Source organism: Pseudomonas sp. WOUb67 (genome assembly GCF_050058005.1).
GTDB lineage: Bacteria > Pseudomonadota > Gammaproteobacteria > Pseudomonadales > Pseudomonadaceae > Aquipseudomonas > Aquipseudomonas putida_R.
This window is the reverse complement of record NZ_CP170112.1, coordinates 2,903,464-2,928,716: the sequence shown is the minus strand read 5'-3', so window position 1 is coordinate 2,928,716 and position 25,253 is coordinate 2,903,464. Positions and strand designations below refer to the sequence as shown.

Genomic DNA, 25,253 nt, shown 5'->3' with positions numbered 1-25,253 from the left:
AACGCTAAGACCTTCGCTGTTGGGCTGCTCCTGCAAATCACTACCTCGGCGCTTGCCCAAGACGGCATCTGGGACAACCGGACCGACTGGCATCGCGTGAATGTAAGCACTGGGCGCCCCCCTCGTTACCCCCTTCAATCCTAGTGACGACATCTTCCAGTCGTTCGATAATTTCGCAGAGCGTCCACTCATGTTTCTCACTCGGGACGAAGTTCTGGTCGGAAAACCTGAGCGATTAACTGCCCCAGATGCTGGCTCCTTGATCACGCGCCAAGACCACCGCTCGATCACCTTCAAGGTACCGTCGACCTCAACCGAGGCCAACTTGAGGGCTACCGCATTCTATGAAGAGCAGAAGATCGCTGGTATTGAGGTCAGACCAGATCGTTAACCGGGTTCATCCTCTTCAGAAGTAGCCGTCCACAGCAGCCGGTCTTCTCAAAGGGCGCTGCCTGCCTGACGCATAGAGGAGTGGACTACAGCAAACCAGTTTTCGTCGTAGATATGGCCCGGACGGTTCCAGCTGACTACGTCGCTCAGTGCCTCAGGGAAAATGCTCGAGCTAACTACCAGGATGTCACTCCGATTGCAGAGATCTGGATGGGGAAAAAATGGGAGAAGGCGCCTGAGGAGGCCCTTGAAAGCGATCAATACGGAGCTGCAGTCTGGTACGACGGCAGAATCCACGATGCACGCCCGATTAAGCGAGGCCGAGTTGGAGAGGGAAGAGCCTGCAGGGTGTTCAACGCGATCGCTGTGGCTGACATCACGGCATACTACGCGAAGCTGAATGCCGTCGGTATGGGCGGAATCCGGTAGACCAGCCGGGAGGATGCTTGTGCTTGCTACGGCGACCGTGCCGCTGGCGCGCTCAGAGTTTCGGGACCGTTGAGCAGAAAATTCCAGGGGAGCACACTGAAAGCCAGCGTCCAAAGTATGGGCTAGGGTGTGGGCTGAAACCGATCAGACACAAAAAAGCCCTGAAAAATCAGGGCTTTAATGAGAATTAGTGGCGGAAGCGTAGAGATTCGAACTCTAGGATAGTTGCCCATCGACGGTTTTCAAGACCGTTGCCTTAAACCACTCGGCCACGCTTCCAGCTCGTTTTGCGGCCGCCATAATACCGTAATGAAACACGCTGTCAAACTCTCTGTGTCGCGGGTTGCAGGAGCTCTGATAGACTCCTAGCATCTGAACGTCTGAAACCACAGGTTTTACCAAGGAGTGTCGCCATGCGCGAACAGGATTACGCCGTCCACCACGGCCAGCAGGTCGAGCAGCAGGAGATCAGCAAGGTCCTGCGCAACACGTACAGCCTGCTGGCGCTTACCCTCGCCTTCAGCGGTGTCATGGCTTTCGTTGCCCAACAGATGCGCGTCGGCTACCCGAACATATTCGTGGTGCTGATCGGCTTCTACGGGCTGTTCTTCCTTACGAACAAGCTGCGTGATTCGGCCTGGGGCATTGTGTCCACCTTCGCCCTCACCGGCTTCATGGGCTTTATCCTCGGCCCGATCCTCAACCGTTACCTGGGCATGGCCGGCGGCGCTGAAGTGGTCAGCTCGGCGTTTGCCATGACGGCGCTGGTGTTTGGTGGTCTGTCGGCTTACGTGCTGATCACCCGCAAGGACATGAGCTTCCTCAGTGGCTTCATCACTGCTGGCTTCTTCGTGTTGCTGGGTGCTGTCGTTGCCAGCTTCTTCTTCCAGATCAGCGGCCTGCAACTGGCGATCAGCGCTGGCTTCGTGCTGTTCTCGTCGGTCTGTATCCTGTTCCAGACCAGCGCGATCATTCATGGTGGCGAGCGTAACTACATCATGGCGACCATCAGCCTGTATGTGTCGATCTACAACCTGTTTGTCAGCCTGCTGCAGCTGTTTGGCATCATGGGCCGTGATGACTGATTGATTGCTGTGTGAGAAAGCCCGCTTCGGCGGGCTTTTTTGTGGGCGTTGGGAATTGGGGGCGCTTGGTCGCGAACACCGGTGTAGCCGTTCATGCTCCGCGCTGGATTCTTCGCGGGCTTGCCCGCTCCCACACGTATCGGGCAAATTCCAGGCTATGGCTGTACGTGTGGGAGCGGCTTCAGCCGCGAACACCGGCGCAGCCGGTGCCATGCACCGCGTCGCATTCTTCGCGGGTGAACCCGCTCCCACAGAGGGCGGCGGTGCAGGTTCTGGCTTTAGTTTCCCTTATAAGCCAGCAGCAAATAATTGACTAAAAAGTCAGATAACGAGGCGAATGGTCGCCGATCATGCCGCCATCGTGCTTTTCTCTACCGCAATCTCTCTTCACCCCGTAGAATGCGCTCCTTTTTTCTTCCGGGGCAGCTTTCAGCGATGAGCTCACAAGAACACAGCCCAGGCGCGGCGGCGCCTGCCAATGAACTGGTGCTTGGCCTAGAGGACAAGCCACGGCTGTTGATCGGCCTGCTGGCAGCCCTGCAGCACTTGCTGGCGATCATCGTGCCGATCGTTACACCTGGCCTGCTGATCTGCCAGGCGCTGGGCGTTTCGGCGCGTGATACCAACCTGATCGTTTCCATGTCGCTGGTGATCTCGGGTATCGCCACCTTCGTCCAGTGCAAGCGCTTTGGCCCATTCGGCGCCGGGCTGTTGATCGTGCAGGGCACCAGCTTCAACTTCGTCGGCCCGCTGATTGCCGGTGGTGCACTGATGGTCAAGCAAGGCACGCCGGTTGAAGGCGTGATGGCGGCCATTTTCGGCGTGGTGATCGCGGGCTCGTTCGTGGAGATGGGCGTGTCGCGCATCCTGCCGTTCGTCAAACGCCTGATCACCCCGCTGGTGACCGGTATCGTGGTGCTGATGATTGGCCTTACGCTGATCAAGGTCGGCCTGATCAGCATGGGCGGTGGCTTCGGCGCCATGGCCAATGGCACCTTCGCCAATGGCGAAAACCTGCTGCTGTCGGGCGTGGTGCTGGCGATCATCGTAATCCTCAACCGCGTCCCGGTGGTGTGGATGCGCAGCTGCGCCATCGTCATCGCCCTGGCGGTCGGCTATGCGCTGGCCGGCTACATGGGCCGCCTGGACTTCACCGGCATGCACGAGGCTGCGCTGTTCCAGGTACCGACCCCGCTGCACTTCGGCCTGGGCTTCTCGTGGGCGCTGTTCATTCCGATGCTGGTGATTTACCTGGTGACTTCGCTGGAAGCCATTGGTGACGTGACGGCCACCAGCAAGGTGTCGCGCCAGCCGGTCGAAGGGCCGGTGTGGATGCAGCGGATCAAGGGTGGTGTGCTGGTCAACGGTGCCAACTCGCTGCTGGCCGGTTTGTTCAACACCTTCCCCAGCTCGATCTTTGCCCAGAACAACGGGGTGATTCAGCTGACCGGCATTGCCAGCCGCCATATCGGTATCTGGATTGCCGTGATGCTGGTGGTGCTGGGGCTGTTCCCTAGCGTTGCCGGGGTAATCCAGGCAGTGCCGGAGCCGGTACTGGGTGGCGCGGCCATGGTGATGTTCGGTGCGGTTGCGGCTTCGGGTATCAATATTCTGGCCAGCACTCGCCTGGACCGCCGTGCGCTGCTGATCATTGCCGTGTCGCTGGCGCTGGGCCTGGGCGTGGCGCAGGTTCCGGAGTTCCTGGCGCATATGCCGGCGGCGATTCGTAATGTGCTGGAGTCGGGTGTGGCTACCGGGGGGATCTGTGCCCTGGTGTTGAACTGGTTCTTGCCTGAGAGCAAGGAACAGGGTTGAGTCTGGTGCCTGCCTGTTAGGGCCATGGGGCTGCTTTGCAGCCCATCGCGACACAAGGCCGCTCCTACAGGGGGCGTGCAGATACGTAGAAAGCCCGCGCCGCTTGCACAAGCGGGCGCGGGCTTTTTTGCTTTATCATGGCGGCATTCCTTTGCATGAGTTATCCATGAAATTCGCTATCGCGGTGTTCTCCCCGGCCCATGCGCCCTCCTCGCGGCGCGCCTTGCGCTACGCCGAGGCGGTGCTGGCCGGCGGGCATGAGATTGCCCGGCTGTTCTTCTATCAGGACGGGGTGCACAGTGCCTCGGCCAACGTGGTTGCGCCCCAGGACGAACTGGACGTGGCCGGCCAGTGGCGTGCCTTTATCGAGACCCACCAGCTGGACGCCGTGGTGTGCATCGCCGCGGCCCTGCGCCGTGGCGTACTCGATGAAGCCGAAGCCAACCGTTACCAGCGCTCGGCTGTGAACCTGCCCAAGCCTTGGGAACTGTCGGGGCTGGGTCAGCTGCATGAAGCGGCGCAGGTTGCCGACCGCCTTGTCTGCTTCGGAGGCGACTGAAATGGCCAAATCCTTGTTGATCATCAGCCGTCAGGCTCCGTGGAACGGCCCATCGGCCCGCGAAGCGCTGGACATCGCCCTGGCCGGTGGGGCGTTCGACCTGCCGCTGGGCATGCTGTTTATGGACGATGGCGTGTTCCAGCTCGCGCCCGGCCAGCAACCTACCGCCGTGCAGCAGAAGAACCTGGCCGCCAACCTGCAGGCGCTGCCGATGTTCGGTGTCGAGGAGCTGTTCGCCTGCAACCACAGCCTCACCCGCCGCGGCCTGGCAGCCGATACCCTGGCGCTGCCGGTGCAAGTGCTGGATGACGCGGCCCTTGCCGCGCTGATCGCCCGTTTCGACCAGGTGGTAACGCTCTGATGACTACCCTGCACGTAATTGCCCACTCCCCGTTTGGCGACGAGCGCCTGGCCAGCTGCCTGCGCCTGCTCGGCACCGACGACGCGTTGCTGCTGTGCGGCGATGCGGTGTATGCCCTGCGCAGCGGCAGCGAGCCGCACCGCCAGTTGCAAGCCGCCGGCCTGGCCCAGCGCCTGTTCGCCCTGGACGAGGATGTGCAAGCCCGCGCGGTCGGCAACGACCTGGCCAAGGCCCTGGACTACGCCGGGTTCGTCGAACTGTCGCTGCATTACGACAAGGTCAACAGCTGGCTATGAGTACGCTCAACGTTGGCGATCAGGCGATCGCCCTTGACAAGGACGGCTTTCTGGTCGACCTGCAAGACTGGTCCCGCGCCGCCGCCGAAGCTTTGGCCGAGCGGGAGGGTATCCCGTTGACGGCGGACCATTGGGAAATCCTGGAACTGCTGCGTCAGTTCTACCAGGAATACCAGTTGTCTCCGGCCACGCGCCCGCTGATCAAGTACACGGCCCTGAAACTGGGCCCGGAAAAGGGCAACAGCCCGCACCTGAACCGCCTGTTCAATGGCACTCCCGCCAAACTCGCCGCCAAGCTGGCGGGCCTGCCCAAGCCGACCAACTGCATATGACCCAACCTCGCCCTTTGACACTGGAAACCCCCGCCGAACACCCGTTCGCCGAATTCGTGCGCATTCTCGGCAAAGGCAAGCGCGGCGCGCGCGGCCTGACCCGTGAAGAAGCCCGCGCAGCCATGACCCTGCTGCTGGAAGGCAAGGTCGAAGACACCCAGCTGGGGGCCTTCCTCATGCTGCTGCGCCACAAGGAAGAAAGCGCCGAAGAGCTGGCCGGCTTCACCGAGGCCCTGCGCGCCCACCTGCAGGCACCGAGCATTGCGGTGGACCTGGACTGGCCCACCTACGCCGGCAAAAAGCGCCACCTGCCCTGGTACCTGCTGGCGGCCAAGTGCCTGGCCGGCAATGGCGTGCGCATCCTGATGCACGGCGGCGGCGCACACACCGCCGGGCGCATGTACAGCGAGCAACTGCTCGACCTGCTGCAGATCCCGCTGTGCCGCGACTGGGCCGCCGTCGGCAACGCCCTCGACCAGCACCAGTTGGCGTTCTTCCCGCTGCACGACTGGGCGCCGCGTTTGCAGCGCATGATCGACCTGCGCAACACCTTGGGCCTGCGCTCGCCCATCCACTCGCTGGCCCGGGTGCTTAACCCGCTGGGCGCACGCTGTGGCCTGCAAAGCATCTTCCACCCTGGCTACCAGGCCGTGCACCGTGAGGCCAGCCGCCTGCTGGGCGACCATGCCGTGGTGATCAAGGGTGATGGCGGCGAGATCGAGGTCAACCCCGATGTCATCAGCCACCTTTACGGCACCACGGCGGGCGAGGCGTGGGATGAAGAGTGGCCAGCGCTGAGCGAGCGCCGCCATGTCAAACCACCCAGCCTGCAAACCGAACAGTTGCTGGCGTTCTGGTGTGGCGAGGTTGAAGACAGCTATGGCGAGAAGGCCGTCATCGCCACCATGGCCCTGGCATTGCGCGGTTTGGGGCAAGACCGCGAACAGGCATTTGCGACAGCCCAAGGCTATTGGAATACGCGCAACCGATCGATTTAACCGATCATAGCACCCCGATCTTTGCGCTATTTGTTCGAACGATTTGGCCTAGACTGGGCTCCAACGACAAACAACTTTGTTCCGAGGAGCTCACTCATGGGCCTTTTGATCGACGGCCGCTGGCATGACCAGTGGTATGAAAACGGCAAGGACGGCACGTTCAAGCGCGAAAACGCCCAGCGCCGCAATCAACTCCCCGCCCCCGAGGCCGGCCGTTACCACCTGTACGTCTCGCTGGCCTGCCCATGGGCCCACCGCACCCTGATCTTGCGTGCACTTAAAGGCCTTGAGCCCTTGATCGACGTGTCGGTGGTGAGCTGGCTGATGCAAGACCATGGCTGGACCTTCGACCAGCAGCAAGGCTCCAGCGGTGACCACCTCGACGCCCTGCAGTACCTGCACCAGCGCTATACCCAGGATGACCCGCACTACACCGGCCGCGTCACCGTGCCTGTGCTGTGGGACAAGAAAGAGAAGCGCATCGTCAACAACGAGTCGTCGGAGATCATCCGTATCTTCAACAGCGCGTTCAACGAGCTGACCGGCAATACGCTGGACCTCTACCCCGAGCCACTGCGGCCGACCATCGAGGCACTGAACGAGCGCATTTACCCGGCGGTGAACAACGGCGTGTACCGCGCAGGCTTTGCCACTACGCAAGACGCCTACGAGGCGGCGTTCGACGATGTGTTCAACGAGCTGGATCATCTGGAGGACTTGCTGAGCCGCAATCGCTACCTGGCCGGTGAGTACCTGACCGAGGCTGACGTACGCCTGTTTACCACGCTGGTGCGCTTCGATGCGGTGTACCACGGGCACTTCAAGTGCAACCTGCGGCGCCTGAGCGACTACCACAACCTGTCGAACTGGCTGCGTGAGCTGTACCAGTGGCCGGGGGTGGCAGGGACGGTGGATATGGAGCATATCCAGAAGCATTACTACATGAGCCACAAGACCATCAACCCGACCGGGATCGTGCCCAAGGGGCCGTTGCAGGACTTTGGCTTGCCGCATGATCGGGAGCGATTGGCGGGCAAGGGGATTTGGCAGGGTTGAGAAAGCCGGGGCTGCTTTGCAGCCCATTCGCAGCACAAGGCTGCTCCTACAACGACCGCGTAAGCCTGAGGCTGGTGCAGCCCCTGTAGGAGCGGCCTTGTGTCGCGATGGGGCGCGAAGCGGCCCCAACAATGTCAGCCGTTCTGCGAACCTTCGAACCAGGCCAGCTTTTCACGCAGTTGCACCACTTCCCCCACAATCACCAGGGTCGGCGCATGCACTTCATGCCGGGCCACCAGGTCTGGCAAGTCTGCCAGGGTACCGGTAAACACCCGCTGGTTACGCGTAGTCCCCTGCTGCACAAGCGCCGCCGGGGTACTTGCCGCCCGCCCATGGCGAATCAGCTCGGCACAGATGGTCGGCAAACCGACCAAGCCCATGTAGAACACCAAGGTCTGCGCCGGCGCCACCAGGTCATTCCACGGCAGGTTGCTGGTGCCATCCTTCAGGTGCCCGGTGACGAAGCGCACCGACTGGGCGTAGTCGCGGTGGGTCAGCGGAATACCGCCATAGGCGGAGCAACCACTGGCCGCGGTAATGCCCGGCACCACCTGGAACGGGATGCCATGCTCGGCCAGCTCTTCGATCTCTTCGCCGCCCCGGCCGAAGATGAACGGGTCGCCACCCTTAAGCCGCAACACACGCTTGCCCTGCTGGGCCAGATCAACCAGCAGGCGGTTGATCTGGTCCTGCGGCACGGAGTGATCGGCGCGGCGCTTGCCCACGTAGATGCGCTCGGCATCACGCCGGCACATCTCGATGATGGCAGGTGCCACCAGGCGGTCGTACAGCACCACGTCGGCCTGCTGCATCAGGCGCAAGGCGCGGAAGGTGAGCAAGTCCGGGTCGCCCGGGCCAGCACCTACCAGGTACACCTCACCCCCCTGCTGCACCGGCGCGCCGTCTACCATCGCCTGCAACAGGCGTTCGGCTTCAGCGCCCTGCCCGGCCAGCTGGCGCTCGGCAATCGGCCCCTGGAATACGGTTTCCCAGAAGCCGCGGCGCTGGTTGACGTCCGGGTACAAGGTTTTGACCTTGTGCCGGAAACGCGCAGCCAGCCCGGCCAGCTCACCATAGGCCGACGGGATCCAGGCCTCCAGCTTGGCGCGAATCAAACGCGCCAGAACCGGGGCGTCACCGCCACTGGATACCGCAATCACCAGCGGTGAACGGTCGACAATCGCCGGGAAGATCACCGTGCACAGGGCCGGCGCATCGACCACGTTGACCGGCAGGCTGAGGGCCTGCGCATCCGCCGACACCTGGGCGTTCAGCCCAGGGTCGTCGGTAGCCGCAATCACCAGCCGGCAACCGACCAGGTCGGCGGCCTGATAGCCACGCACCAGCACCTCACCGCCACCTTCCCGGGCCAACGCAGCCAACTGGCCGTCGACGTCCGGCGCCACCACGCGCAGCTCGCTACCGGCATCCGCCAGCAGGCGCGCCTTGCGCAAGGCGATCTCACCGCCACCGACGACCAGCACGCGGCCGCCCTGCAGCTTGTGGAACAGCGGCAGGTAATCCATTTAGCGGATGACCTCGACGCCGCCCATGTACGGCTTCAGCACGTCCGGCACACGGATCGATCCGTCGGCCTGCTGGTAGTTTTCCAGCACGGCAACCAGGGTACGGCCTACGGCCAGGCCGGAGCCGTTGAGGGTGTGCACCAGCTCTGGCTTGCCGGTTTCCGGGTTGCGCCAGCGGGCTTGCATGCGGCGTGCCTGGAAGTCGCCACAGTTGGAGCACGAGCTGATTTCGCGGTACTTGTCCTGGCTCGGTACCCATACTTCGAGGTCGTAGGTTTTCACGGCGCCAAAGCCCATGTCGCCGGTGCACAGGGCCAGCACGCGGTACGGCAGCTCCAGCAACTGCAGTACGCGCTCGGCATTGGCGGTCAGGCCTTCCAGGGCTTCCATCGACTTGGCCGGCTCTACCACCTGCACCATCTCGACCTTGTCGAACTGGTGCTGGCGGATCATGCCGCGGGTGTCACGGCCAGAAGCACCGGCTTCGCTGCGGAAGCACGGGGTGTGGGCAACCAGTTTCAGCGGCAGCTGTTTGGCGTCGAGGATTTCACCGGCAACCAGGTTGGTCAGCGACACTTCGGCAGTGGGGATCAGGTAGAAGTCAGCTTCACCTTCGCGGGTGATCTTGAACAGGTCTTCCTCGAACTTCGGCAGCTGGCCAGTGCCCTGCAGTGCAGGCGCCTGCACCAGGTACGGGGTGTAGTGCTCCTCGTAGCCGTGCTCGCCGGTGTGCAGGTTGATCATGAACTGCGCCAGGGCGCGGTGCAGGCGGGCAATTGGGCCACGCAGCACGGCAAAGCGGGCGCCAGACAGCTTGGCCGCGGCCTCGAAGTCCAGGCCACCGCTGACTTCACCGAGGGCGACGTGGTCCTTGATTTCGAAATCGAAGGCGGTCGGGGTGCCCCAACGGCGCACTTCGACGTTGTCGTCTTCGCTGGCACCAACCGGTACGCTGGCGTCCGGCAGGTTGGGGATGGTCAGCAGGATACCGTCCAGTTCGGCCTGAATGCCGTCCAGTTCGGTCTTGCCGGCAGCCAGCTCGTTAGCCATGCGCTCGACGTCGGCCATCAGTGGCGCGATGTCTTCGCCCTTGGCCTTGGCCTGGCCGATGGACTTGGAACGCGCGTTACGCTCAGCCTGCAGCTGCTCGGTGCGGGTCTGCACCGCCTTGCGGCGCTCTTCCAGTGATTCGATGCGCGCGACATCCAGGCTAAAGCCACGGGAGGCCAGGCGTTCCGCCACTTCCTGAAGTTGGCCGCGTAACAGTTTGGAATCGAGCATATCGTTCTCTCGTTATAGGTAGGTGTTGGTTCAGAATCGGGTCAGGGACAGGCCGGCCCAGGTCGCGAGCAGCCCGCCCACCACGCTGATACTGGTATAGCCCAAGGCAAGGGGCACTTGCCCGCTTTCCATCAGGCGCACGGTATCGAGCGAGAAAGAGGAAAAGGTTGTAAGGCCACCGAGGAAGCCGACAATCAGGCCAGCGCGCAGCTCCACCGGCGCCATCGGCTTGTGCAAGAACAAGCCATAGAGCAGGCCGATCAGCAGGCAACCAACCAGGTTGACCGCCAGCGTACCGGCATAGAAGTGCCGTGGCCAGTGGGCTGCTACCCAGTTGGCGGTAGCAAAGCGCAACAAAGTACCGGCAATACCGCCCGCGCTGACGGCGGCAATGAGTGCAATCACGGTTTTCTCCGCTGGCGGGGGCTGTTGCGATCGAGGTCGGCCAGGTGGCGCAGCTTCTCGCCAATCTTCAGTTCCAGGCCACGGGGCACCGGCTGGTAGTACTGGCGTGGCTCCAGCGCATCGGGGAAGTAATCTTCACCGGCGGCGTAGGCATCGGGTTCATCGTGGGCATAGCGGTACTCGTCGCCATAGCCCAGTTGTTTCATCAATTTGGTCGGGGCGTTGCGCAGGTGCAACGGCACCTCCAGCGAGCCATGCTCGGCCGCTTCGCGCAGGGCGGTCTTGAAGCCCATGTACACCGCGTTGCTCTTCGGCGCACAGGCCAGGTAGGTAATGGCCTGGGCCACCGCCAGTTCACCCTCGGGGCTGCCGAGGCGCTCCTGCACGTCCCACGCAGCCAGGCACAGGCTGAGCGCGCGCGGGTCGGCGTTGCCGATGTCCTCGCTGGCCATGCGCACCACGCGACGGGCGATGTACAGCGGGTCGCAGCCGCCGTCGAGCATGCGGGCAAACCAGTACAGGGCGCCATCGGGGTTGGAGCCACGCACCGACTTGTGCAGCGCGGAAATCTGGTCGTAGAACGCCTCGCCGCCCTTGTCGAAGCGGCGACGGCTGTCGCCCAGCAGGCTCTGCAGCATCTCCACGTCGATTTCGCTGCCGTCTTCAGCCAGGTCCGAAGCGTTCTCAAGGAAGTTGAGCATGCGCCGGCCATCGCCGTCGGCGGCGGCCATCAGCATCTTGAAGGCGTCGTCGCCCACCCGCAGGTTGCGCTTGCCCAGACCACGCTCTTCGGTCAGCGCACGGTTGACCAGCTTGCGCAGGGCCGCCTCGTCCAGGCTCTTGAGCACATACACCCGCGCCCGCGACAGCAGCGCGTTGTTCAACTCGAACGACGGGTTTTCGGTAGTGGCGCCGATGAACAGCAGGGTGCCGTCTTCCACATAGGGCAAAAAGGCGTCCTGCTGCGATTTGTTGAAGCGGTGCACTTCGTCAACGAACAGGATGGTGCGCCGGCCATACTGGCCAGCCTGCTGCTTGGCCACCTCCACCGCCTGGCGGATCTCTTTCACCCCGGCCAGCACCGCCGAAACGGTTTCGAAGTGCGCATCGCAGAACTGCGCCAGCAGCCGCGCCAGGGTGGTTTTGCCCACCCCAGGCGGCCCCCAGAAGATCATCGAGTGCAGCGCACCCTGCTCCAGCGCCTCGCGCAGCGGTTTGCCGCGCGCCAGCAGGTGCTCCTGGCCGACGTATTCGTCCAGGTTGGACGGGCGCAGGCGGGCGGCCAGGGGCTGGGCGACGGGTTCGCTTCGAAACAGGTCCATGACGAGCTCCGGTTACTCCTTGATCACGTCCGCGCCTTTGGGGATGTCGAACCTGAACTTGCTGTCCGACACCGCCTGGTTGGCCTTGACGCCATTGAACAGGATGTTGGTGCGCTGGCCGACGCTGTCGATCAGTTGCATGTCATTGATCAGGCCCTTGCGGAACGACACGCGCAGCGAGTCGAACAAGGTGTCCTTGGTCTTCGGCTTGAGGGTGAAGTCCATCACTTCGCCCTGCTCTTTCGAGGCGATGTCGAAACTCTGGCTGATCTTCGACACGTCGCCGGACAGCAGCAGTGCCGGGGTCTGGTTCAGACGCACGTCGAGCTTTTTGACGGTGGCCTGTTCCAGGTCCGGGTCCCACAGGGTAACCATCTTGCCATCAGACACGACCACCTGTTCCTGTGGTGCATCGGTGTGCCAGTAGAACAGGCCCGGGCGCTTGACCGTCATCTTGCCCGAAGTTTCCTGCAGGCTGGTGCCATCGGCACCCAAAGTCAGCTGGGAGAAGTTGGCCTCGATGGTCTGCGACTTTTCCAGCAGCTGGGTCAGGCGTTGTACATCTTGCTCACCGGCAAAAGCCGAAGCGCTGCCCAGAGCAAGGGCAGAAACCAACAGCATGCGAATCGCGCGCATGGTAATCCTCATTGAGCATTGAAAAGGCCGGGCGCCATCGTTGGCGCCCGGCAAGGTGTTCATCAGTCGCGCGGGCCGCCCGGGGCAATCACTTCCCGCGAGCCGTTGCTGTTCATCGGGGTGACCACGCCGGCCATTTCCATGGCTTCGATCATGCGGGCGGCGCGGTTGTAGCCGATCTTCAGCTTGCGCTGCACGGCCGAGATCGAGGCACGGCGGCTTTCCAGCACGAACTGCACGGCCTCATCATACAGGGCGTCGCTTTCCGAATCATCGCCATCGCCACCACCGCCGCCGCCTTCGAAGCCGCTGCCGGCCTCTTCCACGCCGTTGAGGATGTCGTCGTTGTAATCCGGCGCGCCGCGCAGCTTCCACGCTTCCACCACGCGGTGCACTTCGTCGTCGGAAACGAACGCACCGTGCACGCGGATCGGCAGGCTGGTACCCGGCGGCATGTACAGCATGTCACCGTGGCCCAGCAACTGCTCGGCGCCACCTTGGTCGATGATGGTGCGCGAGTCGATCTTGCTCGACACCTGGAACGCCATGCGGGTCGGGATGTTGGCCTTGATCAGGCCGGTGATCACGTCCACCGACGGGCGCTGGGTAGCAAGAATCAGGTGGATACCGGCCGCCCGCGCCTTCTGGGCGATACGGGCGATCAGCTCTTCGACCTTCTTGCCGACGATCATCATCATGTCGGCGAATTCGTCGACCACCACCACGATGGTCGGCAGGGTTTTCAGCGCAGGCGGCACGTCGTCCATGCTCTCGCGGCGGAACAGCGGGTCATGGATGACCTCGCCGGCTTCCTCGGCATCCTTGATCTTGCGGTTGAAGCCGCCAAGGTTACGCACACCCATGGCCGCCATCAGCTTGTAGCGCCGCTCCATCTCGGCCACGCTCCAGCGCAGGGCGTTGGCGGCGTCCTTCATATCGGTGACCACCGGGCACAGCAGATGCGGGATGCCTTCGTAGATCGACAGTTCGAGCATTTTCGGGTCGATCATGATCAACCGGGCGTCTTCCGGGCCGGACTTGAACAAAATCGACAGGATCATCGCGTTCACACCCACCGACTTACCGGAGCCAGTGGTACCGGCTACCAGCAGGTGCGGCATCTTGGCCAGGTCGGTGATGACCGGCTTGCCGCCGATGTCGTGGCCCAGGGCCAGGGTGACCGGCGATTTCTGCTCGTCGAACTGCGGCGTGGCCAGCACTTCGGAGAAGCGCACCATCTGCCGGTTTTCGTTGGGGATCTCGATACCCACGGTGGTCTTGCCAGGGATGACCTCAACCACCCGTACGCTGGTCACGGCCAGCGAACGCGCCAGGTCCTTGGCCAGGTTGGCGATGCGGCTTACCTTCACGCCAGCGGCAGGCTGGATTTCATAGCGGGTAATCACCGGGCCTGGGTGGATCGAGTCCACCGCCACTTCCACGCCGAATTCCTTGAGCTTGATTTCCAGCAGCTGGCCCACACTGGCCAGGGATTCTGGCGAGTACTCGATCTTTTTCTGCTCGGCCGGGTCGAGAATCGAGATCGACGGCAGGGTGCCTTCGATGGCGCTGTCGACGAACAGCGGCGCCTGCTTCTCTTTCATCACCCGCTTGCTCGGCTCAGGCGCCCTGGCCGCTGCCGGTGGCACGATGGTCGGGCCCGCAGGCTGCTCGCGGGGCACCACGGCTTCACGCGCCACTGCCGGCTCGCGCGGCACCACGGGCTCACGGGCAAGGGTCGGTTCGCGTTGCACAACAGGCTGGGCGGGCGCTTCTTCACGCTTGAAGATACGTTCGCGCAACGCCGGTTTGGCCGGCTCGCGCTTGTCGGCGGCCGTAGGCGGCGCCTTGAACACCGGCTCGTCCTCACGCAGCTTCGCCTCCAGGCGTTTGCGCTCGTTGCGCGCCTCCCACCAGCGGTTGGCGGCGCCCTGCACCAACTCGAACAGGTCGAGGGTGATCTTGCCGGTCAGGTCCATCACCTTGAACCACGACAAATCAGTGAACACGGTCAGGCCGAACAGGAACAGGGCAATGAACATCAGCGTGCTGCCCTGCACGTTCAGCAGGTTGCGCGCCAGCTCGCCAAGGCTTTCGCCCAGCGCGCCACCGGCGGAAAACGGCATGGTCGCCGGTGGATGGAAGTGGATATGCGCCAGCGCTGCACCGGACAGCACCAGGAACACCAGGCCGATCAACCGCCAAGAGAACAGCCAGCCGCTCCAGTCCCAAGGCTGATGGCGCTCGCGGAAGATCTGCCAGGTTTTCACCGCCAGCAGCAGCGGGAAGATGTAGGCGAAGTAACCCAGCACCATGAACAGGATGTCGGCGAAGTAGGCACCGGCTCGCCCGGCGGCGTTCTGCACCTGGTCGGCATTGCTGGTGTGGCTGAAGCCCGGGTCGGAGGTGTCGTAGGTCAGCAGCGCCATCCACAGGTACAGGCACAGGGCGCCGATCGCGATCAACGCACCTTCCTTGAGGCGGTAATGCAGCTGCTGCCGCCACAGGGGCACAGGCAAGGGAGCTGGGGTTGCGGTGGATTTCTTCAAAACGCGTCTATTCCTGCGCGTGGTGCGCGTCCAATAGTGATCGGCCGGCTGTGCGGCCAATGAACCACTACTTTTAACATTACTGCCCGCCAGCCGCCATGGCGGCACGCCGTATGGGGGTTTGCCGGGGGCGACTTTCACATGGCTGCAATTTGAGCATGCATTTTCTTTTGTGACAAAGGCTTATGCTGTGTTTTTGCACAGGTGTGACAGCAAATGTAGCGGATGGTGCCTGCGGTTTCATGAATGTGCAGGAAATTGCCCAGAATTGCCGAAACTGCACTGCCTCTCTGTAGGAGCAGCCTTGTGCTGCGAAGAGGCCGGTAAGGCCATGACATCTGCTGTGGCAGCACCGGCCTCTTCGCAGCACAAGGCTGCTCCTACAAATCGCACCGCTGGCCTTGAGGTACCCAAAGAGATTGACCCTGCTTTTCACCCGCGCCATGCTGCCCGCTCCCCTCCCCCACCGCACGATAGACCATGCTCACCTGGCTGACCCGCGACTCGCTGACCTTCCCGCCCCTGGAAAAGGCCCTGCACGACCCCAACGGCCTGCTCGCCGCCGGCGGCGACCTGAGCCCCGAGCGCCTGGTGCAGGCCTATCGCCATGGCTGCTTCCCATGGTACCAGGACGGCCAGCCGATCCTGTGGTGGTCACCCGACCCGCGCACGGTGCTGCTGCCCGACCAGCTGCACGTGTCGCGCTCGCTGGCCAAGCTGATGCGCCAAGGCCGCTACCAGGTCAGCTTCGACACCGACTTTGCCGCCGTCATCGCTGCCTGCGCCGCACCCCGCGACTACGCCGACGGCACCTGGATCACCGATACCATGCGCAACGCCTACTGCGAGCTGCACCGCCGTGGCATCGCCCATTCGGTGGAGGTACGCGAGGACGGCGAGCTGGTCGGCGGCCTGTACGGCCTGGCCATGGGCCAGCTGTTCTTCGGCGAATCGATGTTCAGCCGCGCCGACAACGCCTCCAAGGTCGGCTTCGTGACCCTGGTCAACCACCTGCGCGAGGCCGGCTTCGTGCTGATCGACTGCCAGATGCCCACCAACCACCTGCACAGCCTGGGCGCGCATGCCATCAGCCGCGCCGAGTTTGCCGGCTACCTGGCACGCCACCTCGACCAGCCCAACAGCGCTACGTGGGTTGCCTAGGCGAGTTGCCATAGCTGGCTTACACTTAAAACAAAGTCTCACCGAAGGGGTTGATCATGACAGAGTTGGCGCGATTGAAGTTTTATGCCACTCAGCCCCACTCCTGCAGCTACCTGCCTGACGAGCAGGCGACCACGCTGTTCCTCGACCCCAGCCAGCCGATGGACGTGAACGTGTACGCCGACCTGTCGGAAATGGGCTTCCGGCGCAGCGGCGACCACCTGTACCGGCCCCACTGCCAGAACTGCAATGCCTGCGTGCCGGCACGCATCCCGGCGGCGCGCTTCATCCCCAACCGCCAGCAGCGGCGCATTCTCAAGCGCAACGCCGACCTGACCGTGAGCGCGGCGCGCCCGACGTTCAAGGAAGAGTACTTCGAGCTGTACCGGCGCTACATCGAAACCCGCCACGCCGACGGTGACATGTACCCGCCCAGCCGCGACCAGTTTTCCACCTTCCTGGTGCGTGACCTGCCGTTCTGCTGGTTCTACGAGTTCCGCCTGCAAGGCCGGCTGATGGCAGTGGCGGTGTGCGACCTGCTGCCCAATGGCCTGTCCGCGGTGTACACCTTCTACGAGCCTGACGAGGAGCGGCGCAGCCTTGGCCGCTTTGCCATCCTCTGGCAGATCACCGAAGCCGTGCGCCAGGACCTGGAAGCGGTTTACCTGGGCTACTGGATCAAGAACTGCAAGAAAATGAACTACAAGACGCAGTACCGACCTATCGAGCTGCTGATAAACCAGCGCTGGGTCACCCTCAACTGAAAGCATTGGCTTGACACGCAGATTTCCGGCATAATCGGCGCCACTTTTTTGCCCGGTGCGGATATGCGTCGGGCTAACACTGGATCCGAGGGCTCAACTGCATGTCGAAAGAAGACAGCTTCGAAATGGAAGGTACTGTCGTCGACACCCTGCCCAACACCATGTTCCGCGTGGAGTTGGAAAACGGGCACGTCGTAACCGCGCACATCTCCGGAAAGATGCGCAAAAACTACATCCGTATTCTCACTGGCGACAAGGTCCGCGTCGAGCTGACGCCTTATGACCTGAGCAAGGGCCGCATCACTTACCGTGCGCGCTAAGCTCCAGCCATGAAAAAGCCCGGCCATGTGCCGGGCTTTTTTGTGCCTGCTGGAACCGCGTCACGGCCATCGCGAGCTACGCTCGCTCCTACATGGGTTCGCGATACCCCGTAGGAGCGAGCGCAGCTCGCGATAGGCCGCAAAGCGGCCCTAATATCACGCAACCTCAGCCGTGGTCTCGAAGTCGAACACCAGTTCGTCATCGCGCAGGTCGATGTGCACCACACCGCCATGCTCGGCCAGCTCACCAAACAGGATCTCCTCGGCCAATGGCCGTTTGATCTTTTCCTGGATCAGCCGCGCCATCGGCCGCGCACCCATCTGCACGTCGTAGCCCGACGCCGCCAGCCAGCCGCGCGCTTCATCGCTGACTTCCAGCAGCACACGCTTGTCTTCCAGCTGCGCCTGCAGTTCGATAAGGAACTTGTCGACGATGCTTTTGATCGTTTCATGGCTCAGGCGGCCGAACTGGATGATGGTGTCCAGGCGGTTGCGGAACTCTGGCGTGAAGCTTTTGCGGATGACTTCCATGGCATCGGACGCATGGTCCTGATGGGTGAAGCCGATCGAGGCCCGTGCCGCGGTTTCCGCGCCAGCGTTGGTGGTCATGATCAGGATCACGTTACGGAAGTCGGCCTTGCGCCCGTTGTTGTCGGTCAGGGTACCGTGGTCCATCACCTGCAGCAGCAGGTTGAAGACTTCCGGGTGGGCCTTCTCGATTTCATCGAGCAGCAATACGCAGTGCGGTTGCTTGGTGATCGCCTCGGTCAGCAAACCACCCTGGTCAAAACCAACATAACCAGGAGGCGCACCAATCAGGCGCGACACGGTGTGGCGCTCCATGTACTCGGACATGTCGAAACGCACCAGCTCCACGCCCAGCGCCTTGGCCAGCTGCCGCGCCGCTTCGGTCTTGCCGACGCCGGTAGGGCCGGCAAACAGGAACGAACCGACAGGCTTGTCTGGCGCCTTCAGGCCAGCACGGGACAGCTTGATGGCGGTAGACAGCGAATCGATCGCCGGGTCTTGGCCGAACACGGTCAGTTTCAGGTCACGCTCAAGGTTACGCAGCAACTCCTTGTCGGAACTGCTGACATGTTTCGGCGGAATCCGCGCGATCTTGGCGACGATGTCCTCGACCTGCGGCACGTCGATGCGCTTGACGCGGTTAGCCTCCGGTTGCAGGCGCTGGTAGGCACCGGCCTCGTCGATCACGTCGATGGCCTTGTCCGGCATGTGCCGGTCATTGATGTAGCGTGAGGCCAGTTCGGCGGCGGCGCGCAGGGCTTCGTCGCTGTACTCGATGTTGTGGTGGCTCTCGAAGCGACCTTTCAGGCCGCGCAGGATGCCCACGGTGTCTTCGACCGACGGCTCGCTGACATCCACCTTCTGGAAGCGCCGTGCCAGGGCACGATCCTTCTCGAAGATGCCGCGAAACTCCTGGAAGGTGGTGGAGCCGATGCAACGAATCTCACCCGACGACAGCAACGGCTTGAGCAGGTTGGAGGCATCCATCACCCCGCCTGACGCTGCACCGGCACCGATGATGGTGTGGATTTCGTCGATGAACAGGATCGCCTGCGGGCGTTTGCGCAGCTCACCGAGCAGCGCCTTGAAGCGCTTCTCGAAGTCGCCGCGGTACTTGGTACCGGCCAGCAGTGCGCCAAGGTCGAGGGAGTACACGACACTCTGCGCCAGCAGGTCGGGCACCTGGCCATCGACAATGCGCTTGGCCAGGCCTTCGGCGATGGCCGTCTTGCCCACGCCAGCCTCACCCACCAGCAGCGGGTTGTTCTTGCGCCGACGGGCAAGGATTTGCGCCACGCGCTCAACTTCCTGCTCGCGGCCTACCAGCGGGTCGATACGGCCAGCACGGGCCAGCTCGTTCAGGTTGCTGGCATAGGCGTCCAGCGGGTTGCTCGAAGAGGAGGTTTCCCCGCCCTCTTCGTCCTGCATTTCCTGGTCGCTATCCGACTGCGAGCCGTGCCCCGGCACCTTGGAGATGCCATGGGCGATGTAATTGACCACGTCGATACGGGCCACGCTCTGCTGCTTGAGCAGGAACACGGCCTGGCTTTCCTGTTCGCTGAAGATCGCCACCAGCACGTTGGCGCCGGTCACTTCGCGCTTGCCAGAGCTTTGCACGTGGAACACGGCACGCTGCAGTACACGCTGGAAGCCCAGGGTCGGCTGGGTTTCACGGTCTTCGTCGTTGACAGGGATCAACGGGGTGGTGGAATCGATGAACTCTTGCAGGTCGTGCTTGAGCTTGTCGAGATTGGCGCCACAGGCGCGCAGAACGGTCGCGGCAGCCTCATTGTCAAGGAGTGCCAGCAGCAGATGTTCGACGGTCATGAACTCATGACGTTTCGAACGGGCCTCCTTGAAGGCCAGATTGAGGGTGACTTCGAGCTCGCGGTTTAACATAGCTTCACCTCATACCCAAGTGGTCGGCGATTAACCGTCCTTCTCGATTTCACAGAGTAGCGGATGCTGGCTTTCCCTGGCGTATTGGTTGACCTGCATAGCCTTTGTTTCGGCGATGTCACGGGTAAACAATCCGCACACTGCCCGCCCTTCTGTATGGACGGTCAGCATGATCTTGGTCGCCAGCTCGCGGTTCAGACTGAAGAACGTCTCGAGCACTTCGACGACGAAATCCATTGGCGTGTAGTCATCGTTGAACAAAACCACCTTGTACATCGGTGGCGCCTGCAGGATCGGCTTGGCTTCCTGGACTGCAAGACCCGAGCCGTCGTCCTCATTCGTTTGCGGGCGATCCTGATTGAATGTTAGTCGAATCTCACTAGGTGCATGCATGGAAAGAATTTCATCATGAGCGTCAGGTTAAGGTTGTGGGTTGACGGCATAGGCCCCGGCCGGCGCAGGCGCCGGGCGACCTTGACTATCGGCAAAACGGTGTTACAACCAATAAGAACCCACCGTGGGCGATAAAGATCCGCGCAGTCAACCAGATTTTTCGCAAGGTTCGTATGCGGATGAAGTGGATGATACTCCAGTGATGGAGTCCTTTGCAGAGGGACATAGGGATGGCAAGCGGTAAAGTCAAGTGGTTCAACAATGCCAAGGGCTATGGGTTCATCAATGAAGAGGGCAAGGATGAAGACTTGTTCGCTCATTACTCAGCCATCCAGATGGACGGATACAAGACGCTCAAGGCCGGCCAGGCCGTGAGCTTCGAGATCATCCAGGGCCCCAAGGGCCTGCACGCGGTCAACATCAGCAACGCTGCCGCTGCTGCGCATGAGTCCACCAGCGCGCGTCCAGCCAGCAGTACTGCCGACGTCTGACCCGCAGCGCCGTCTGCCGGTATACGAAAAAACCGGCCGCTTCTTCACAGGAAGCGGCCGGTTTTGTATTCCCTTACATATGCTTGATCATGGCATCGCCAAAGCCTGAGCTGCCCACCAGCGTGGCGCCGTCCATCAAGCGCTCGAAGTCATAGGTCACGGTCTTGGCCGCAATGGCGCCGTTGGTGCCCTTTATGATCAGGTCGGCCGCCTCGGTCCAGCCCATGTGCCGCAGCATCATTTCTGCCGAGAGGATCACCGACCCCGGGTTGACCTTGTCCTGCCCGGCATACTTGGGCGCGGTGCCGTGGGTAGCCTCGAACATGGCCACGGTGTCGGACAGGTTGGCGCCCGGCGCGATGCCGATACCGCCTACTTCCGCCGCCAGGGCATCGGACAGGTAGTCACCGTTGAGGTTGAGGGTGGCAATCACGTCGTACTCGGCCGGGCGCAGCAGAATCTGCTGCAGCATGGCGTCGGCGATGGCGTCCTTGACGATGACTTCGCGGCCGCTTTTCGGGTTATTGAACTTCATCCACGGGCCGCCATCGAGCAACTCGGCACCAAACTCGTCGCGGGCCACTTCATAACCCCAGTCCTTGAAGGCACCTTCGGTGAACTTCATGATGTTGCCCTTGTGCACCAGGGTCAGCGACTCGCGGTCGTTGTCCACCACGTATTGCAGGGCCTTGCGCACCAGGCGCTTGGTGCCCTCGCGCGATACCGGCTTGACGCCGATGCCGCAGTCCTGGTCGAAGCGGATCTTGGTGACGCCCATTTCCTCCTTGAGGAACTTGATCACCTTGTTCGCCTCAGGCGAACCGGCCTTCCACTCGATACCGGCATAAATGTCCTCGGAGTTTTCGCGGAAGATCACCATGTCGACATCACCGGGCTTTTTCACCGGGCTTGGCACGCCCTGGAACCACAGCACCGGACGCAGGCACACATACAGGTCCAGTTGCTGGCGCAGGGCCACGTTGAGCGAACGGATGCCTCCCCCCACCGGCGTAGTCAGCGGGCCCTTGATCGACACCACGTAGTCACGCACGGCATCAAGGGTTTCCTGCGGCAACCAGGTGTCCTGGTCGTACACCTGGGTGGCTTTTTCGCCGGCATATACCTCCATCCAGGCGATCTTGCGCTTGCCGCCGTAAGCCTTCTGCACGGCGGCATCGACCACCTTGATCATCACCGGCGAGACATCGACGCCAATCCCGTCGCCTTCGATATAAGGAATGATGGGGTTGTCAGGAACGTTGAGCGAATGGTCTGCATTGACGGTGATCTTGATGCCGTCGGTCGGAACCTTGATTTTCTGGTATCCCATGCTTGCACTACTCCGCTGTCGGGTGTGATTGGACATCGTGCGATCCACTGAGCCTAAACCACATCTGCCGACCTGCAAGGCATGCGACAACCCGCCACATTGCAGCTACGTCTTTGGTCTTATAAATGGGCCGATATCACTTGGCCTTGCTGATTAGCCCGAATGGTTTGGTATACTCCGCCGCGACCGTAGGGTCATCGGGGCGAATCCCAGGAAAATGCGGACCGCCCTTGGCCATGAATGGCCGAAAAGCCTGGGTTGTTACCGCAGCTCAGCATTGACGCTCGACTGATGCATCCACCATCACCGCTCGCAGCCTCTCGACTTTCCGCTCATGGCGCTGCCAGGGCGATGCGCCTACCCTGCGCACCACGAGACTCGAGCACGCTCAGCACACAGAGAGTTAACCCGCATGCCCACCCGTTCCAAGATCATCTATACCTTCACCGACGAAGCCCCTGCCCTCGCCACCTACTCGCTGCTGCCGATCGTCGAAGCGTTCACCGCTTCGGCTGACATCGCCGTCGAAACTCGCGACATCTCCCTGGCCGGCCGTATCCTTGCCGCCTTCCCGGAGCAACTGGGCGCAGAGAAGCAAGTAGGCGATCACCTGGCGGAACTGGGCCAACTGGCTACCACCCCTGAAGCCAACATCATCAAACTGCCGAACATCAGCGCCTCGGTACCGCAGCTCAAAGCCGCGATCAAGGAACTGCAAGGCAAGGGCTTCAACATCCCTGACTACGCCGACGAGCCGGCCACCGCGGACGAGAAAGAGTCCCGTGCCCGCTACGACCGCATCAAGGGCTCCGCCGTGAACCCGGTGCTGCGCGAAGGCAACTCCGACCGCCGCGCGCCGCTGTCGGTCAAGAACTACGCCCGCAAGCACCCACACAAGATGGGCGCCTGGGCCGCCGACTCCAAGTCGCACGTTGCCCACATGACCCAGGGCGACTTCTACGGCAGCGAGAAAGCCGCACTGATCGAAGCTGACGACAGCCTGCGCATCGAGCTGGTCGGCAAAGACGGCACCACCACCGTCCTGAAAGAAAAAACCGCCGTCAAGGCCGCCGAAATCATCGACTGCGCCACCATGAGCCGCAAGGCCCTGAAAGCCTTCATCGCCGAGCAGATCGCCGATGCCAAGGCCGCCGGCGTGCTGCTGTCGGTGCACCTGAAAGCCACCATGATGAAGGTTTCCGACCCGATCATGTTCGGCGTCATCGTCGAAGAGTTCTACAACGACGTGCTGGCCAAGCATGCCGCAGCCCTGGCCGAAGTAGGCTTCAACGCCAACAACGGTATCGGCGACCTGTACGCCCGCATCAAGGACCTGCCAGCCGACAAGCAGGCCGAGATCGAAGCCGACATCCAGGCCTTGTACGCACAGCGTCCGGCCCTGGCCATGGTCAACTCCGACAAAGGCATCACCAACCTGCACGTGCCGAGCGACGTGATCGTCGACGCCTCGATGCCGGCCATGATCCGTGACTCGGGCAAGATGTGGAACACCGCCGGTGAACTGCAAGACGCCAAGGCCGTGATCCCGGACCGTTGCTACGCCGGTATCTACCAGGCCACCATCGAAGACTGCAAGCAGTACGGCGCCTTCGACCCGACCACCATGGGCAGCGTACCGAACGTTGGCCTGATGGCGCAGAAAGCCGAAGAGTACGGCTCCCACGACAAGACCTTCCAGATCAAGGCCGACGGCGTCGTGCGCGTGGTCGATGGCAAGGGCAACGTCGTACTGGAGCAGAACGTCGAAGCCGGTGACATCTTCCGCATGTGCCAGACCAAAGACGCGCCGATCCAGGACTGGGTCAAGCTGGCCGTCAACCGTGCCCGCCTGAGCAATACCCCTGCGGTGTTCTGGCTGGACCCGGCCCGCGCCCACGACGGCGTGATGATCGAGAAGGTGCAGCAGTACCTGAAAGATCACGACACCGCTGGCCTGGACATCCGCGTTCTGCCCCCGGTCGACGCCATCAAGTTCTCCCTGGCCCGTATCCGCGAAGGCAAGGACACCATCTCGGTGACCGGCAACGTGCTGCGCGACTACCTGACTGACCTGTTCCCGATCATGGAGCTGGGCACCAGCGCCAAGATGCTGTCGATCGTGCCGCTGATGAACGGCGGTGGCCTGTTCGAAACCGGTGCCGGCGGTTCGGCGCCGAAGCACGTGCAGCAGCTGGTGGAAGAGAACTTCCTGCGTTGGGACTCGCTGGGTGAATTCCTGGCCCTGGCCGCTTCCCTGGAGCACCTGGGCAACACCTACGACAACCCGCGCGCCAAAGTGCTGGCCAACACCCTGGACCAGGCCACTGGCAAGTTCCTCGACACCAACAAGTCGCCTTCGCGCAAAGTTGGCGGTATCGACAACCGCGGCAGCCACTTCTACCTGACCCTGTACTGGGCCCAGGCCCTGGCTGCCCAGGCTGACGACGCTGCCCTGCAGGCACGCTTCGCCCCACTGGCAAAAACCCTGGCCGAGAACGAGGAGACCATCGTCGCCGAGCTCAACGCCGTTCAGGGCAAGCCGGCCGACATCGGTGGCTACTACGCCCCGGATGCCGAGCTGACCGCCAAGGTGATGCGCCCAAGCCAGACCCTGAACAGCGCCATTGCTGCCCTGTAAGGTTCGCTTGAAGTAACAGCAAAAACCCCGGCCACGCACCGGGGTTTTTGCTTTCTGGGAAATGGGGCCGCTTTGCGGCCCTTCGCGGGCACGCCCGCTCCCACAGGAGAAGTGCTGTCTTTGAGACCTGCACAGTACTTGTGGGAGCGGGCGTGCCCGCGAAGGGCTGCAAAGCAGCCCCAGTCATTCAAAAAGGACACATCAATGACCTGGCAACCCCACATCACCGTAGCCACCATCGTCGAGCACGATGGCAAGTTCCTCTTCGTCGAAGAATTCAAAGCCGGCCAGCACGTCTTCAACCAACCCGCCGGCCACCTCGAACCCTTTGAGACCCTGCCCCAGGCCGCCCTGCGCGAAACCCTGGAAGAAACCGCCTGGGAAGTCGAACTCACCGGCGTGGTCGGCATCTACCTGTACACCGCCCCCAGCAACGGTGTGACCTACCAGCGCATCTGCTTCGCCGCCCGCCCGGTACGCCACCACGCCGACCTGGCGCTGGACAGCGACATCGTTCGCGCCGTGTGGCTGACCCGCGACGAGCTGCTGGCCGACCCGGCCCGCTGGCGCAGCGAGCTGGTGCCGCGTTGCCTGGACGACTACCTCAACGGCACCTTGCACAGCCTTACCCTGCTCCGCGACTGACGCGTCGCCACGGGTTTGATAGAATCGACGTTTTTCCCTTGATA

General features: G+C 62.4%; 23 protein-coding genes and 1 tRNA gene. 14 read left to right on the top strand and 10 right to left on the bottom strand.

Annotated elements, in window-relative coordinates; genetic code table 11:
* Positions 1-1,010: 1,010 nt before the first annotated feature.
* Positions 1,011-1,098: transfer RNA gene (locus tag ABOC32_RS13105), tRNA-Ser, on the bottom strand.
* Between the two features lie 134 nt (positions 1,099-1,232).
* Between ABOC32_RS13105 and ABOC32_RS13100 the strand changes: the two genes are divergently transcribed.
* The 8 genes from ABOC32_RS13100 (at position 1,233) to ABOC32_RS13065 (ending at position 7,321) form a co-directional block, all read left to right on the top strand.
* Entirely contained in the window at positions 1,233-1,904 is a 672-nt protein-coding gene (locus tag ABOC32_RS13100) for a Bax inhibitor-1/YccA family protein (RefSeq protein ID WP_033696755.1), read from the top strand.
* 435 nt (positions 1,905-2,339) lie between these two features.
* Positions 2,340-3,719 carry a nucleobase:cation symporter-2 family protein gene (locus ABOC32_RS13095; RefSeq protein ID WP_426811316.1) on the top strand — a complete coding sequence of 460 codons (1,380 nt, stop codon included), beginning with the start codon at positions 2,340-2,342 and terminating at the stop codon, positions 3,717-3,719.
* Positions 3,720-3,885: 166 nt separating this feature from the next.
* Positions 3,886-4,278 carry a sulfurtransferase complex subunit TusD gene (gene tusD, locus ABOC32_RS13090; protein ID WP_426811315.1) on the top strand — a complete coding sequence of 131 codons (393 nt, stop codon included), beginning with the start codon at positions 3,886-3,888 and terminating at the stop codon, positions 4,276-4,278.
* A 1-nt stretch (position 4,279) separates the two neighbouring features.
* Positions 4,280-4,639 (top strand): sulfurtransferase complex subunit TusC, encoded by a 360-nt coding sequence (gene tusC / locus ABOC32_RS13085; protein WP_426811314.1) that lies wholly within the window; start codon positions 4,280-4,282, stop codon positions 4,637-4,639.
* The gene (tusB, locus tag ABOC32_RS13080; protein ID WP_426811313.1) at positions 4,639-4,935 is read left to right on the top strand and encodes a sulfurtransferase complex subunit TusB; all 297 of its coding nucleotides are present in this window, start codon (positions 4,639-4,641) and stop codon (positions 4,933-4,935) included. The genes tusC and tusB overlap by 1 nt, the downstream gene beginning before the upstream one ends.
* Positions 4,932-5,267 (top strand): TusE/DsrC/DsvC family sulfur relay protein, encoded by a 336-nt coding sequence (locus ABOC32_RS13075; protein WP_016488112.1) that lies wholly within the window; start codon positions 4,932-4,934, stop codon positions 5,265-5,267. Before tusB ends, ABOC32_RS13075 begins: the two co-directional genes overlap by 4 nt.
* On the top strand, positions 5,264-6,265 hold the full coding sequence (locus ABOC32_RS13070; RefSeq protein WP_426811312.1) for a glycosyl transferase family protein: 1,002 nt from the start codon (positions 5,264-5,266) through the stop codon (positions 6,263-6,265). The genes ABOC32_RS13075 and ABOC32_RS13070 overlap by 4 nt, the downstream gene beginning before the upstream one ends.
* Before the next feature lie 96 nt (positions 6,266-6,361).
* Positions 6,362-7,321, top strand: a complete 960-nt coding sequence (locus tag ABOC32_RS13065; protein WP_426811311.1) for a glutathione S-transferase family protein — start codon at positions 6,362-6,364, stop codon at positions 7,319-7,321.
* A 134-nt stretch (positions 7,322-7,455) separates the two neighbouring features.
* Here ABOC32_RS13065 and cysG read toward each other — a convergent pair whose 3' ends face one another.
* The 6 genes from cysG to ABOC32_RS13035 all read right to left on the bottom strand — a co-directional run bounded on the left by cysG (position 7,456) and on the right by ABOC32_RS13035 (position 15,100).
* Complete coding sequence (gene cysG, locus ABOC32_RS13060; protein WP_426811310.1) at positions 7,456-8,847, bottom strand: siroheme synthase CysG; 1,392 nt, start codon at positions 8,845-8,847, stop codon at positions 7,456-7,458.
* Complete coding sequence (gene serS / locus ABOC32_RS13055; protein WP_258653273.1) at positions 8,848-10,128, bottom strand: serine--tRNA ligase; 1,281 nt, start codon at positions 10,126-10,128, stop codon at positions 8,848-8,850.
* A gap of 30 nt (positions 10,129-10,158) precedes the next feature.
* Complete coding sequence (gene crcB, locus ABOC32_RS13050; protein ID WP_086978333.1) at positions 10,159-10,533, bottom strand: fluoride efflux transporter CrcB; 375 nt, start codon at positions 10,531-10,533, stop codon at positions 10,159-10,161.
* On the bottom strand, positions 10,530-11,855 hold the full coding sequence (locus ABOC32_RS13045) for a replication-associated recombination protein A (RefSeq protein ID WP_210668430.1): 1,326 nt from the start codon (positions 11,853-11,855) through the stop codon (positions 10,530-10,532). The genes crcB and ABOC32_RS13045 overlap by 4 nt, the downstream gene beginning before the upstream one ends.
* A gap of 12 nt (positions 11,856-11,867) precedes the next feature.
* The gene (gene lolA, locus ABOC32_RS13040) at positions 11,868-12,491 is read right to left on the bottom strand and encodes an outer membrane lipoprotein chaperone LolA (RefSeq protein WP_426811309.1); all 624 of its coding nucleotides are present in this window, start codon (positions 12,489-12,491) and stop codon (positions 11,868-11,870) included.
* A gap of 62 nt (positions 12,492-12,553) precedes the next feature.
* Positions 12,554-15,100 carry a DNA translocase FtsK gene (locus ABOC32_RS13035; RefSeq protein ID WP_426811308.1) on the bottom strand — a complete coding sequence of 849 codons (2,547 nt, stop codon included), beginning with the start codon at positions 15,098-15,100 and terminating at the stop codon, positions 12,554-12,556.
* A 420-nt stretch (positions 15,101-15,520) separates the two neighbouring features.
* On the opposite strand from ABOC32_RS13035, the gene aat reads away from it, so the two are divergent.
* From aat to infA, 3 genes are all read left to right on the top strand, one after another.
* Entirely contained in the window at positions 15,521-16,201 is a 681-nt protein-coding gene (gene aat, locus ABOC32_RS13030; protein WP_426811307.1) for a leucyl/phenylalanyl-tRNA--protein transferase, read from the top strand.
* 56 nt (positions 16,202-16,257) lie between these two features.
* Complete coding sequence (locus tag ABOC32_RS13025; protein ID WP_043199476.1) at positions 16,258-16,965, top strand: arginyltransferase; 708 nt, start codon at positions 16,258-16,260, stop codon at positions 16,963-16,965.
* 101 nt (positions 16,966-17,066) lie between these two features.
* Positions 17,067-17,285, top strand: a complete 219-nt coding sequence (infA, locus tag ABOC32_RS13020) for a translation initiation factor IF-1 (protein WP_002553999.1) — start codon at positions 17,067-17,069, stop codon at positions 17,283-17,285.
* A 156-nt stretch (positions 17,286-17,441) separates the two neighbouring features.
* Here infA and clpA read toward each other — a convergent pair whose 3' ends face one another.
* Positions 17,442-19,712 carry an ATP-dependent Clp protease ATP-binding subunit ClpA gene (gene clpA / locus ABOC32_RS13015; RefSeq protein ID WP_426811306.1) on the bottom strand — a complete coding sequence of 757 codons (2,271 nt, stop codon included), beginning with the start codon at positions 19,710-19,712 and terminating at the stop codon, positions 17,442-17,444.
* A gap of 30 nt (positions 19,713-19,742) precedes the next feature.
* The gene (gene clpS, locus ABOC32_RS13010; protein ID WP_016488124.1) at positions 19,743-20,105 is read right to left on the bottom strand and encodes an ATP-dependent Clp protease adapter ClpS; all 363 of its coding nucleotides are present in this window, start codon (positions 20,103-20,105) and stop codon (positions 19,743-19,745) included.
* A gap of 230 nt (positions 20,106-20,335) precedes the next feature.
* On the opposite strand from clpS, the gene cspD reads away from it, so the two are divergent.
* Positions 20,336-20,596 (top strand): cold shock domain-containing protein CspD, encoded by a 261-nt coding sequence (gene cspD, locus ABOC32_RS13005; protein WP_426811305.1) that lies wholly within the window; start codon positions 20,336-20,338, stop codon positions 20,594-20,596.
* Between the two features lie 73 nt (positions 20,597-20,669).
* Here cspD and icd read toward each other — a convergent pair whose 3' ends face one another.
* Positions 20,670-21,926 (bottom strand): NADP-dependent isocitrate dehydrogenase, encoded by a 1,257-nt coding sequence (gene icd, locus ABOC32_RS13000; RefSeq protein ID WP_426811304.1) that lies wholly within the window; start codon positions 21,924-21,926, stop codon positions 20,670-20,672.
* 412 nt (positions 21,927-22,338) lie between these two features.
* On the opposite strand from icd, the gene ABOC32_RS12995 reads away from it, so the two are divergent.
* Both ABOC32_RS12995 and ABOC32_RS12990 read left to right on the top strand, forming a co-directional pair.
* Positions 22,339-24,564 carry an NADP-dependent isocitrate dehydrogenase gene (locus tag ABOC32_RS12995; protein ID WP_426811303.1) on the top strand — a complete coding sequence of 742 codons (2,226 nt, stop codon included), beginning with the start codon at positions 22,339-22,341 and terminating at the stop codon, positions 24,562-24,564.
* A gap of 204 nt (positions 24,565-24,768) precedes the next feature.
* The gene (locus ABOC32_RS12990; RefSeq protein ID WP_426811302.1) at positions 24,769-25,209 is read left to right on the top strand and encodes an NUDIX hydrolase; all 441 of its coding nucleotides are present in this window, start codon (positions 24,769-24,771) and stop codon (positions 25,207-25,209) included.
* Positions 25,210-25,253 lie beyond the last annotated feature (44 nt).